We start from the raw sequence: 13077 nt of genomic DNA on the forward strand, positions 1-13077 counted from the left end.
GGCTTATTCGACGCTCACGTCCGGCGTCAGCCCCTGCGATCGCGCCACGCGATACGCATGGGGCGTTTCGCCATATTCCTTGCGAAATTCGCGGCCGAGGTGCGATGCATCGGAGAACCCGCATGACGCGGCGATTTCCGTGACCGAGCGGTCGGAACTCGTGAGCATCCACGCGGCCATGCGCACACGCAATTGCCGGCCATAGGCATGCGGCGATTTGCCGGTTTCGGCCGCGAACAGTCTTTCGAGTTGCCGCACCGACAGATCGACCCGATGCGCGATATCCGCGAGCGGCAACGGGTGCCCGACATGCTGCTCCATGATGAGAATCGCGCGCCGCACCTGCGGATGCGTGGTCGGTGCGAGGCCGGCCGGATACGGCTGCGGCGCGTTGCCCTTTTGCGCCTCGTCGACGATCAGGATGCGCTGGGCTTTCTGCACGATGCTTGCGTCGAAGTGCCGAAGCAGGATGGCCGCGGCAACGTCGATCGACGCGCGGCCGCCCGAGCAGGTAATGCGCCGCCGGTCCATGACGAAGAGCCGGTCCGCGATCAGGCTCGATTCCGGAATCGACGGGAAGCGCTCGACGAAATCCCAATAGTGAAACCAGCTGACGCAGATGCGGTAGCCGTCCATCACGCCCGCGCGGGCCAGTGAAAAAGCGCCAGTGCAGATGCCGACGAGCGTGGTCGGCCGCGCGGCGTTTTCGCGGATGAAGCGCAAGGTCGCGTCGCTGGCGGACGGGCCGGAGTGCAGCAAGCCGCCCACGACGACCAGATAGTCGAAGGCGCCCGCTTCCTCATAAGTTGCCCACGGTGTGACCTGAATGCCGCAGCTTGCGCGGATCGGCACGAGCGTTTCGCCGATGATGGTCCACGAGCACCGCACGGGGCGGCTCATGTCGCCATCGTCGCCGGCGAGACGCAGCAGATCCACGAAACCGGAGAAGGCGGTCAGCGTGAAATTGGGAAGCAGGACGATGCCGAAGCGTAACGGCGGTTTTTGGCCGTCGCGAGGCGAGACTGTCTGGGGCTGCATGGAAGGCATTCCGAGCGAAAGTGTGTGATGCGTGCTAGCCGTAAGCCCACGGTGAGGACGCAGCTATTTTATTGAATATGGTGGGTTGGAGTGCTTGCGTCGGCGCTGTCACTCCGTTCTGAATCTCCCCCGTAAGAATACACGACCTGCCGTGCGCCGGAGCCTTCCAGCGCGGCTTTAAAGCGGGCCTGGCTCGCTGCCCGACACGCGCCGCGCGTACCCATGACATTTTCAGAATGAAAGGAATCGGGCATACGTCCGAATCCCTGCCCCGCACCTGCTGGCTTTTTGTAAATTGATCGTTCAATCAACTTAAAGCCCTGTCCTGTGGGTATTGGCGGCAACGTTTGTCGCTTCTGCGCAATTGCCCGTCGCAATTGCTACGTTGATCGGCTTTTTGCCGGACAACCATGTGTCATGGGACGCACCCCATGACCGGTGCCCCATTCACGCCGATGAGCCGCACGCCGGATTCGATGCGATTTCCCTACGACGGGCCCGGCGGCGCGGCTTCATGACCCGAATTGCCAAGGAGACAACGATGTGCCGATTCCCCGTGCTTAAAACAGGCGCGCTCGCGTGCGCCGCGGTTCTCTGTGCCAGCGCGTATGCCGCCGATCCGATGGCGTGCAAGGACGTGCGCTTCGCCGACGTGGGCTGGACCGATATCGCGGCGGCGACCGGCGTCGCCTCGACGATTCTCGGCGCCCTCGGCTATGCGCCGACGAAGACGATCGCCTCGGTGCCGATCACGTTCGCGGGGCTCAAGAGCAAGCAGATCGACGTGTTCCTCGGCTACTGGTCGCCCACGATGGACCCGATCGTCGAGCCGTTCACGAAGTCGGGTTCGATCAAGGTGCTGCCGACGCCCAATCTCACGGGCGCCAAGTACACGCTCGCGGTGCCCGATTACGTCTTCCAGGGCGGCCTGAAATCGTTCCAGGACATCGCGAAGTATGCGGACAAACTGCAAGGCCGCATTTACGGCATCGAGCCCGGCAATGACGGCAATGCGCTCATCGAGAAGATGATCGGCGCGAACCAGTATGGGCTCGGCAAATTCAAGCTCGTCGAATCGAGCGAGGCGGGGATGCTCGTGCAGGTCAACCGCGCGATTCGCGACAAGCAGTGGATCGTCTTCCTCGGCTGGGAGCCGCATCCGATGAACGTGCAGATGAAGATCGACTATCTCTCCGGCGGCGACGCCGTATTCGGTCCCGACTACGGCGCGGCGCGCGTGTTGACGGCGCAGCCGCCCGATTATGCGGCGCGCTGCCCGAACGTCGCGAAGTTCATCGCCAATCTGCGCTTCACGACCGACATCGAAAACCATCTGATGGTGCCGATCGCCAACAAGGTGGACCCGAACAAGGCCGCCGCCGACTGGCTGCGTGGCAATCCGCAGGTGCTCGACGCCTGGCTCGCGGGCGTGACGACGCTCGACGGCAAGCCCGGCTTGCCCGCCGTGCGCGCCTCGCTGGGCGTGCACTGACAGGCATTCACCCGTGCCGTGGGGCGCCATGGGGCGCCCGTGGGTGGCGAGGCGCGACGCGTGCGTCGGATGCGCGTGGCGCTGCCCCTGAACATCCCTATTGGCGCGGCAATTCTGGTCGATTAACGTTCCGGACAGGAGGCGGCAGATGGAGCAGGCGGGAATCGGTGCATGTGGCGCGCAGGAAGAGACCGTACGAGGCGGGCAGGGTCATGGGCTGCAACGCGGCCTGAACTGGAAAGACGCGTTCTGGGTGACGAGCGGCGTGCCCGCCGGCGTGCTGTTCACGATTGGCGGCGTGTGCGCGACGATCGGCCAGCCGGCCTGGGCTATCTGGATCGCCTCGATTACGATGGGTCTCGTGCAAAGCGCGACCTACGCGGAAATCTCCGGGCTCTTTCCGCATAAGTCGGGTGGTGCTTCGGTGTACGGAGCGATCGGCTGGGTCCGCTACGGCAAGATGATCGCGCCCGTTTCCGTGTGGTGCAACTGGCTGGCGTGGTCGCCGATGCTCGCGCTCGGCTGCGGGCTTGCCGCGAACTATGCGCTCACGACACTGTTCGCGCCCGACGCGGCCATCGTGCAGTGGCACTGGACGCTCGCCAACCTCGGCTTTATCAAGCCCGGCCTGACCTTGCGCATCAACGCCACGTTTCTGATTGCCGCGGCCTTTCTGCTCGTCACGTTCAGGCTTCAGCATAGCGGCGCTTCGAAGGCGGCGAAGACGCAGAAGATACTCGGCATCGCTTCGCTCACGCCGCTGCTGATCGTCGGCCTCGTGCCGATCATCACGGGCGACGTGCCCGCCGCACATCTCCTGCCGCTGCTGCCGCTCGGGCGCGACGCGCACGGCACTCTCACCGCCGCGTACTTCGGCACCTGGAACGGGCAAGGCGTGGTGATGGCGCTGGGCGCGATGTTCATGGCGGGATGGGCGTCGTATGGATTCGAAACGGCGGTCTGCTATACGCGCGAGTTTCGCGATCCGCGGCGCGATACGGCCAAGGCAATCTTCTGGTCGGGCGCGCTCTGCCTCGTGGTGATGACGCTCGTGCCTCTCGCGTTTCAAGGCGCGCTCGGCACGCCGCTGATGCTCGATCCGCGCATCGGCGACGGCACGGGCGTGGGCACCGCCATGGCCGCGATGGTGGGCGGCGGCGCGTGGGTTGGCAACGCCATCGTGGTGATGCTGATGCTCTCGATCCTGCTGATCGTGATGACCTCGATGATGGGATCGTCGCGCACGCTCTATCAGGCGTCGGTGGACGGCTGGCTGCCGCGCTACCTCTCGCGCGTGAACGGGCACGGCGCGCCGACGGCGGCGATGTGGACCGACCTCTGCTTCAATCTCGTGCTGCTGGCGATGTCGGACTATATGACGGTGCTGTCGATCTCGAACGTCTGCTATATGTTGTTCGTGTTTCTCAACCTGCAGTCGGGATGGATTCATCGCATGGATCGCGGCACGCGCGTGCGCCCGTTTCGCTGCCCGACGTGGCTGCTCGCGCTCGGTGCGCTGTGCGGTTATGCCAACCTGGTGTTCGTCGGCGCCGGCGCCGATCTGCAAGGCGAGGGCACGCTGCGCAATGGTCTTCTCGCAATGCTGCTGATCGTGCCGGTATTCGCTTACCGGCACTACTGGCAGGATCGCGGGCGTTTTCCGGCGGGCAGTGCGTCAGATATGAACGTGAGTGTGCCGGCGCGCAGCCGGTGGTTGAATCTGGCGCCGTATGGGGCGCTTGCCGCAGCCGTGCTTACGGTGGCCGTTTCGCATTGGCTGGCGGCTTCGGTTTGAAGCAGCCGCGGAGTTCGGTGGTCGGCGGCGTCATGCGGGAAACCGTTGCGATCGATCGGGATGCCGACGAACCCCACGTCGGCATTCGGCCTGTAAAGGCTATCGTCTTGTAGTGATCCGGGACGGAGTTGAAGATGAGGAAGACTGGCGCTTTTTTGATCCCGCTTCCGATGCGAAGCACCTCGTGATCGAGGACGGCAAGGTCGATCCCTGGTCTTTGTCGTGACCATGCGCCGTCACACCCGCGCCCGGACGTGCAGCGCGGATCATCACGCGCGCGCCGTGGCAACCTTCACCGCCCGCGCCGGCGCGCCGTTCGCCACGAAGTACGCGGCGTTCGAACGCGCCAGCGGCGCGCGTCCGCGAACCCGGTCCGCAATCTTTTCCGCGAGCATGATCGTCGGCGCATTGAGATTGCCGGTGGCGATGCGCGGCATGATCGACGCATCCACCACGCGCAGGCCATCGATGCCGTGCACGCGGCCTTCGCCGTCCACCACGGCCATGTTGTCGTAGCCCATCGCGCACGAGCAGGACGGGTGATAGGCGGTTTCCGCGCGGCTGCGCACGAATGCGTCGATCTCCGTATCGGACCTGAGCGCCGCGCCGGGGCTCAATTCGCGGCCGCGGAAACGATCGAGCGCCGGCTGGGCGATGATCTCGCGCGTGATGCGGATCGCGTCGCGGAACTCGCGCCAGTCGAGTTCTTCGGCCATGTAGTTGAAGAGAATCGACGGGTGTTCGTGCGGATCGCGCGAGCGCAGCTTCACGCGCCCCCGGCTCGGCGAACGCATGGAGCCTACGTGCGCCTGGAAGCCATGCATTTTGATCGCGTTGGTGCCGTTGTAATTGATCGCGACGGGCAGAAAGTGGTACTGGATATTCGGCCAGGGATCGTCGTCGCGCGTGCGGATAAAGCCGCCCGCCTCGAAGTGATTGCTCGCGCCGATGCCGGTGCCGCGCAGCATCCATTCGAGGCCGATAGCCGGCTGATTGCGCATCAGCAGCGCCGGATAGAGCGAGACGGGCTCCCGGCACTCGTACTGCATATACATTTCCAGGTGATCCTGAAGATTCTGTCCGACTCCGGGCAGATCGAGCACGACAGGAATGTCGAGTTCGCGCAGCCACGCGCCGGGGCCCACCCCCGAGCGTTGCAGGATCTGCGGCGAAGCGATCGCGCCCGCGCACAGCAGCACTTCGCGGCGCGCATGGCGGGTGATGCGCGTGGCGCCGTCGAGAAAGACGACGCCGCAGGCGCGCTTGCCGTCGAACAGAATGCGATCGGTAACCGCATGCGTGACGATCTCGAGGTTCGGCCGTTGTCTCGCCTGGTCCAGGTAGCCGCGCGCGGTGCTCGCGCGCCGGCCCTTTGCCGTGACGGTGCGATCCATTGGGCCGAAGCCTTCCTGGCGATAGCCGTTCAGATCGTCGGTGCGCGGATAGCCGGCCTGCACGCCGGCCTCGATCATCGCCTCGAAGAGCGGATTGACGCCGGGCTTGCTCGTCGTCACATGCACGGGGCCGTTGCCGCCGTGATAGTCGTTCGCGCCGACGTCGCGCGTTTCGGCCTTGCGGAAATAGGGCAGGCAGTCCAGATAGCTCCAGTGCTCCAGCCCCTTGCGTTCGGCCCAGCCGTCGTAGTCGAGCGCATTGCCGCGGATGTAGCACATGCCGTTGATGAGCGACGACCCGCCGAGCCCCTTGCCGCGCCCGCATTCCATGCGCCGGTGGTTCATATGCGGCTCGGGCTCGGTTTCGTAAGCCCAGTTGTAGCGGCGGCCCTGCAGCGGGTAGGCGAGCGCCGCCGGCATTTGCGTGCGGAAATCGAAGCGGTAGTCGGGGCCGCCGGCTTCGAGCAGCAGCACCTTGATGTCGCTATCCTCGGTGAGGCGGGTGGCGAGCACGTTGCCCGCCGATCCCGCACCGATGATGATGTAGTCGTACTCTTGCGCGGCCATGCGGGACTCCCTCAGAAAACGGGCTGATACGGTCCCAGTTCCACCTGGACCGATTTGATGCGCGTGTAGTGCTCGAGTGTCGTGATGCCGTTTTCGCGGCCCACGCCGGATTGCTTGTAGCCGCCCACGGGCATTTCGGCCGGCGACTCGCCCCATGTGTTGATCCAGCAGATGCCCGCTTCGAGCCGATGGATCACGCGATGCGCGCGCGCGAGGTTGTCGGTCACGACGCCGGCGGCGAGGCCGTAGAGCGTTTCGTTGGCGCGCGCGATCACTTCGGCTTCGCTCGCGAACGTGAGAATGCTCATCACCGGGCCGAAGATTTCTTCCTGGACGATCCGCATGTCGTCGCGGCAACCGGAAAATACGGTGGGCTGCACGTATTGGCCGCGCGCGAAATCGCCTTGCGTGAGGCGTGCGCCGCCCGCGAGCAGCCGCGCGCCCGCGCGCTTGCCGCGCTCGATATAGCCGAGCACCTTGTCGAGTTGCGCGGCGCTCGCGAGCGGCCCGAAGTTGGTGGCGGGATCGGCGGGATTGCCGACGCGAATGCGCTGCACGCGTTCGAGCACGCGCGCTTCGAACTCGGCGATGACGGCTTGATGCACGAAGACGCGCGTGCCGTTGGTGCACACCTGGCCCGAGCTGAAGAAATTGGCCGTCACGGCGATATCGGCGGCGCGATCGAGGTCGGCGTCTTCGAAGACGATAAGCGGCGATTTGCCGCCTAGCTCCATCGTGACTTCCTTGAGCGTGGAGCCGCCCGCTGTCGCCATGACCTTCTTGCCGGTTTCGACGCCGCCCGTAAACGAAATCTTCTCGATGCCCGAATGCATGGCAAGCATCGCGCCCACGCGCCCGTCGCCGTGAACCACGTTGAAGACGCCCGGCGGCACACCCGCCTCGATATAGATCTCCGCGAGTTTCGTCGCCGACAGCGGCGTGACCTCGCTCGGCTTGAAGATCATTGCGTTGCCGGCGGCGAGCGCGGGCGCCGATTTCCAGCAGGCGATCTGGATCGGATAGTTCCACGCGCCGATGCCGGCCGTGACGCCTAGCGGCTCGCGCCGCGTGTAGACGAACGAGGTCTCGCGCAGCGGAATCTGCTGGCCTTCGAGCGCGGGGGCGAGGCCTGCGTAATACTCGATCACGTCGGCACCCGTGACGATGTCGACGGCGCGTGTTTCGGCGATGGGCTTGCCCGTGTCGAGGGTTTCGAGGTCCGCGAGTGCGTCGTTGCGCGCGCGTAGCAACTCGACCGCGCGGCGCAGCACGCGCGAACGCTGCATGGCCGTCAGTGCGGCCCAGGCGCGCTGACCGGTGCGCGCCGATTGCACGGCGCGGTCGATATCGGCCGCGCTCGCGTGTTGCACCGTGGCGAGCTTCTCGCCGGTGGCGGGGTTGAAGGTGTCGAACGTTTCGCCACTGGTGGCGTCCGTGTAGGCACCGTCGATAAAAAGGCGTTGCACGGGGAAAAGAGGCGTCGAAGAGGGCATCGAAGTGGCTCCGGGACGGGTTATCTGGATGACTTGCCCGGGCGCGCCTTGGCGCGCGCGTCGAGCAGCAGGTCGATGTAGTCGTTGGCGATGCGCAGCGCGGTTTTCGTGTCGAACGGCTCTCCCGTCAGCGCGCCGCGCAGCCAGAGACCGTCGATCAGCGCGGCGAGGCCGCTCGCGGCACGGCGGGCCGCCGTGTTCGGCAAGACCTGCTCGAATTCCGCGCACAGGTTCGAATGAAGCCGTCGCGTGTTGATGCGTTGCAGCCGGCGCAGCGCGGGCTGATGCATGCTCTCGGCCCAGAACGCGAGCCATGTTTTCATGACGGGCGAGCTCACCTGCGAGACGTCGAAATTGGCGGCGACGATCGCGCGCAGCCGCGCGCGCGGCTCGTCTTTCGCGGCCTGGCGCCGGCGCATCGTCGCTTCCCACAGGTCGTGCAGCACATGGCGCATGGTGGCTTCGAGCAGGCCATCCTTGCCGCCGAAGTAGTGGCTCACGATGCCGGTGGAAATGTTCGCGTGCTGCGCCACGCTCGCGAGCGTCGTGCCTGAAAGACCCGACTGGTCGATCGATTGCAAGGTGGCGTCGATGAGTTGCGCGCGACGTATGTCGCGCATTCCGATCTTGGGCATGGTGGTTCGGGACACTCCTGGAAGGTTCTCACTTTAGGTTTTTTTTATTGATTGTTCAATCAATAAAAACGCAATAAAGGCGGGATCGGCGGATTTTATAAAGTCGATGTCGGATTGCCGATGATCGCGCTGTCGAAGTGCCAGGAAAGCCCGCCGCATAACGTTTTGTGCCTGTTTTGCAGGGGTTTTCGCGTTGCCGGGTGTCGTTCCAGCACCAGCGGATGTCGTGTCCGCGCAAGTCGGCCGAGATTTGGACTTGTACGTTCTGTTCGTCCGCGCCGGACTTTATGGCCGTTTTTCAGGGCTGTTTTTCATGCCGGCCTGGCGCGGCCCGACAACCGTATCGCGAGACAGGAGAGAGACGACACCATGAGAAAAACAGGAAACGCGGTGGCACTGACCGGTATGGCGCTGGCATTGGCCGCTGTCCCGAACGCGAGTTATGCGCAGAGCAGCGTCACCTTGTACGGGATCATCGACGCCGGCGTGACCTACGTGAGCAATGCGGGCGGCTCGCACCAGGTGAAATTCGACGACGGCATTGCCCAGGCGAACCGCTGGGGCCTCAAGGGCACCGAGGATCTCGGCGGCGGCATGAAGGCCGTGTTCGAACTGGAGAGCGGCTTCCATCTCGGCAACGGACAGATCGCCAACGGCGGCTCGCTGTTTGGCCGCGCGGCGTATGTCGGATTGCAAAACGATTGGGGCACGCTCACGCTCGGCAATCAGCCCGACATGACGCAGGAGTTCGTTTATCTCTACAACGCCTCGGCATGGGCGAGCGGCTACGCGATCAACCAGGGCGACTTCGACCGCATGAATGGCGACCATTTGCAGAACTCGGTGAAGTTCATGTCGAACACGTTCGGCGGATTCCAGTTCGGCGGCATGTACTCGTTCAGCAACAAGGCGGGCGACTTCCATAACGGCAGCGCGTGGAGCGTCGGCGCGCAGTATCAGCACGGCCCGTTCGCGATGGGTACCGCGTACACGCAGCTCAATAACCCGTCGGGCATCTACGGCTTCGACCCCTACGCGATGATCGGCGTGCGGACCTTCTTCGGCCGGCCGACCGTCAGCGTCGATCCGGCTACGGGCACGGTAACGTCGCTCTATGCGGACACGCCGTTTCCGGTGGACAAGCAGGCCACCTTCGGCGCGGGCGCGAGCTATGCGATCGGCAACGTCACGCTGATGGGCGCTTTCACCTACACGCAGATCACCGCATTCGGCGAGAGCCGGCACATGCAGGTAGGCGAAGGCGGCGCCAACTGGCAGATGACGCCTTCGTTCAGCATGACGGGCGGCTACCAGTACACGCACTTCGACGGCCACCACTGGAACCAGCTTTCGGCGGGCATGCATTACCTGCTGTCGAAGCGCACGGACGTTTATCTGTCGGGCGACTGGCTCAGGGCTTCGCAGGGCGTGGACGCGGTGATCGGCTATGGCTTCACGCCTGCGTCGACCACCACGCAGGCCGACGTGCGCATCGGCCTGCGGCATCTGTTCTGAGCGTGGCCTCATGACGGAGCGTGTCGCGGGATGGCGGCGCCGTTCAAGTGCGCGTCGCTTTTTGCACATCGCCGGGTACGGGCGGCACGCTACGCTCGAAACGTCGTTGCGTTGCGCGCTTGGCATGAGGCAACGCGTTCCCATGTACAGCATCGAACAGGAGACAGCGAGATGAGCGGTAATCGAGGCGTCGTGTATCAGGGGCCGGGCAAGGTCGAAGTGCAGAACATCGCGTATCCGAAGATGGTCGATCCGAGCGGGCGCTCGATCGGTCACGGTGTCATTCTCAAGGTGGTCAGCACCAATATCTGCGGCTCGGATCAGCATATGGTGCGCGGGCGCACGACCGCGCCGGTCGGCCTCGTGCTCGGCCACGAAATCACCGGCGAAGTGGTCGAGGTGGGCAAGGACGTCGAGACGCTGAAAATCGGCGACCTCGTTTCGGTGCCGTTCAACGTGGCATGCGGGCGCTGCGCGATGTGCCGCGAACAGCACACGGGCGTGTGCCTGACCGTGAATCCGTCGCGCGCGGGCGGCGCCTATGGTTATGTCGATATGGGCGGCTGGATCGGCGGGCAGGCGGAATACGTGCTCGTGCCGTACGCCGACTTCAATCTGCTGAAATTCCCCGACCGCGACCAGGCGATGGCGAAGATGCGCGATCTCACCTGCCTCTCGGACATTCTGCCGACCGGCTACCACGGCGCGGTAACGGCGGGCGTGAAGCCGGGATCGACCGTCTATATCGCGGGGGCGGGGCCGGTCGGGATGGCGGCCGCGGCGTCGGCGCGCCTGCTCGGTGCGGCCTGCACGATCGTCGGCGATATGAATGCGGAACGGCTCGCGCATGCGAAGGCGATGGGCTTCGAGGTGGTCGATCTGTCGAAGGACGCCTCGCTTGGCGAGCAGATCGAGCAGATTCTCGGCAAGCCGGAAATCGATTGCGCGGTGGATTGCGTGGGCTTCGAGGCGCACGGCCATGGCGCGGCCGGCCATGCCGAGGAAGCGCCCGCCACGGTGCTGAATTCGCTGATGGAAATCACGCGCCCGGCCGGCATGATCGGCATTCCGGGTCTTTACGTCACCGACGACCCCGGCGCCAGCGACGTGGCCGCGCAGCACGGCAGCCTGAGCATCCGCTTCGGCCTCGGCTGGGCGAAGTCGCATTCGTTCCATACGGGGCAAACGCCGGTGCTCCGCTACAACCGCAACCTGATGCAGGCGATCCTGTTCGACCGCCTGCCGATTGCGAAGATCGTCAACGTCTCGGTGATCTCTCTCGACGAAGCGCCGGAAGGCTACAAGAAGTTCGATGGCGGCGCGCCGCGCAAGTTCGTCATCGATCCGCACGGTTTGCTGGCGGCGTAGTCGAGCGTCGTCGAACCGCGCGAGCATGCGAAACGGGCCGCCAGTTTTTCTGGCGGCCCGTTTTGCTGTTGGGCGTGATAAAGCCGGAACGCCGGAATAGCCGAGGCGCTTTTTATCGCGCCTGCTATGTTTATGCGTGCGTCTAGGCGTGCACCGGTGCTATTGCGAGAGGTGCCGCCGGCGTGCCCATGCCCGAAAGCGGTGCAATGCGCTTGCGGCGCTCGCCGGTCGGCGCGCTGCCGAAGGCGTCGCGGTAGCTCTTGCTGAAGTGGCAGGCCGACTGGAAGCCGCACGCCATCGTGATCTGCATGATCGACATGTCGGTTTGCAGCAGCAGTTCGCGCGCACGGCGCAGGCGCAGCGTCAGATAGTAGTGCGTGGGCGTCATGCCGAGATGCTCGTGAAAGATCCGCTGCAATTGCCGCTGCGACAGGTTCGCGAGACGCGCGAGTTCTTCGCGCGAAAGCGGCTCTTCGATGTTGTTCTCCATCAGCGAGATGACTTCGAAGAGCGACTTGTTGGCGGAGCCGAGCCGCGCGACGAGCGGCATGCGCTGCTGGGCGGACGTGTCGCGCACATGCTCGATGACGAATTGCTCGGCGATCTGCGTGATGCGGGCAATGCCGACGCGCGCCGCGATCAGGTGCAGCATCATGTCGAGCGGCGCGACGCCGCCGGTGCAGGTGACGCGGTCGCGGTCGATGACGAACAGTTCCTTGAGAAAACGTGTGGACGGAAACTCTTCCTTCAGCGCCGACATGTTTTCCCAGTGGATCGCGCAGGCGTAGCCGGCCAGCAGCCCGGCTTTCGCGAGCGCGTAGGTGCCCGTGCACAGGCTGCCCAGCACGATGCCCATGCGCGCGAAGCGGCGCAAGGCGGCGAGATGGGCGGGCGTGGTGGCGCGCTGCACGTCGATGCCGCCGCACACGAACACGATGTCGGGCTGCCCCGCGCATTCGGCCGGGCCGGTATCGATGGCAAGACCGTTGCTGGCCGTCACGAGGCCGCCGTCCGGACTGATGACCGACCACCTGTAAAGCGGCTGGCCACTGAGGTAGTTCGCCATGCGAAGGACTTCTATCGCGTTGGTGAACGCGATCATGGTGAAGTCGGGCAGCGGCATGAACGCGAAGTGCGCTAACGACGCCGTGCGATCCGGCAACATGGGGACTATTCCTTTGTGGTCAATCTGGGTCAATCGCCTGCTGGCCGGGGGATGGCTGGCTACGGCTGCCGCAATTCTGGGATCTGGCGGGGCAAGTGTGCCATGCGGCAAAACCCTGAGTCATCTGAACAAAAAAGAACGACTTCCACGGGAAAGAACGGCGGCGCGATGCGGCTTGAATTAACGCGGGCCGAGCACTTGTGAAAAACGGACGCGAATGGCGGAAAAGGCAAAGAACGCGTCTGAATTCCGACAATGGGCGTTTATTCGAACGACAAGAATAGAGCCGTCGGTTTCGTGCAGGTCGACCGGTGGAAAGCCGGATCGAAATGATCGCGCCGGAAACAATCGTTCCGTGCGTATCTTTCATTTACTGCATTGAATACTTTCAAATTCATGCGATAGTCCTGGAGCGGGTCATGAGCACGCAGAGCACACTGCACGACAACAGCATCATCATCGACGGTCTGAACATTTCGAAATTCGATCGCTCGGTGTTCGAAGACATGCGCAAGGGCGGCGTCACCGCCGTGAACTGCACGGTCTCCGTGTGGGACGACTTCCAGAAGACCATCGACAACATCGCGGAAATGAAGCAGCAGATCCGCGAGTACG

General features: G+C 64.3%; 8 protein-coding genes and 2 pseudogenes. 5 read left to right on the forward strand and 5 right to left on the reverse strand.

The window, feature by feature from the left end; translation table 11 throughout:
- Positions 1-3: 3 nt before the first annotated feature.
- Entirely contained in the window at positions 4-1038 is a 1035-nt protein-coding gene (locus F3J19_RS26090; RefSeq protein ID WP_240159234.1) for a GlxA family transcriptional regulator, read from the reverse strand.
- A gap of 541 nt (positions 1039-1579) precedes the next feature.
- Between F3J19_RS26090 and F3J19_RS26095 the strand changes: the two genes are divergently transcribed.
- Positions 1580-2530 carry a choline ABC transporter substrate-binding protein gene (locus F3J19_RS26095; RefSeq protein ID WP_167048232.1) on the forward strand — a complete coding sequence of 317 codons (951 nt, stop codon included), beginning with the start codon at positions 1580-1582 and terminating at the stop codon, positions 2528-2530.
- A 208-nt stretch (positions 2531-2738) separates the two neighbouring features.
- Positions 2739-4325, forward strand: a pseudogene (locus tag F3J19_RS26100) (APC family permease); the annotation flags it as partial.
- Positions 4326-4594: 269 nt separating this feature from the next.
- Here the strand turns inward: F3J19_RS26100 and betA are convergent.
- Genes betA through betI form a run of 3 tightly spaced genes read right to left on the reverse strand, consistent with a single transcriptional unit; the run spans position 4595 to position 8414 of the window.
- Complete coding sequence (betA, locus tag F3J19_RS26105) at positions 4595-6286, reverse strand: choline dehydrogenase (protein WP_167048235.1); 1692 nt, start codon at positions 6284-6286, stop codon at positions 4595-4597.
- A gap of 11 nt (positions 6287-6297) precedes the next feature.
- Complete coding sequence (gene betB, locus F3J19_RS26110; RefSeq protein WP_167048237.1) at positions 6298-7779, reverse strand: betaine-aldehyde dehydrogenase; 1482 nt, start codon at positions 7777-7779, stop codon at positions 6298-6300.
- Between the two features lie 20 nt (positions 7780-7799).
- A complete protein-coding gene (gene betI / locus F3J19_RS26115) occupies positions 7800-8414 on the reverse strand; it encodes a transcriptional regulator BetI (protein WP_167048239.1) in 615 nt (204 codons plus the stop codon).
- A gap of 369 nt (positions 8415-8783) precedes the next feature.
- Between betI and F3J19_RS26120 the strand changes: the two genes are divergently transcribed.
- Together F3J19_RS26120 and fdhA are read left to right on the forward strand one after the other, a co-directional pair.
- Positions 8784-9929 (forward strand): porin, encoded by a 1146-nt coding sequence (locus tag F3J19_RS26120; RefSeq protein WP_167048241.1) that lies wholly within the window; start codon positions 8784-8786, stop codon positions 9927-9929.
- A 171-nt stretch (positions 9930-10100) separates the two neighbouring features.
- On the forward strand, positions 10101-11297 hold the full coding sequence (fdhA, locus tag F3J19_RS26125) for a formaldehyde dehydrogenase, glutathione-independent (RefSeq protein ID WP_167048242.1): 1197 nt from the start codon (positions 10101-10103) through the stop codon (positions 11295-11297).
- A 142-nt stretch (positions 11298-11439) separates the two neighbouring features.
- On the opposite strand, the gene F3J19_RS26130 is transcribed toward fdhA, so the two are convergent.
- Positions 11440-12495, reverse strand: coding sequence for a GlxA family transcriptional regulator (locus F3J19_RS26130; RefSeq protein ID WP_240162962.1), 1056 nt, complete (start codon positions 12493-12495; stop codon positions 11440-11442).
- Positions 12496-12881: 386 nt separating this feature from the next.
- On the opposite strand from F3J19_RS26130, the pseudogene F3J19_RS26135 reads away from it, so the two are divergent.
- Positions 12882-13077, forward strand: a pseudogene (locus F3J19_RS26135) (peptidase M19); the annotation flags it as partial.

It is taken from the genome of Burkholderia sp. Ax-1724 (genome assembly GCF_011752995.1).
Classification (GTDB): Bacteria; Pseudomonadota; Gammaproteobacteria; order Burkholderiales; family Burkholderiaceae; genus Paraburkholderia.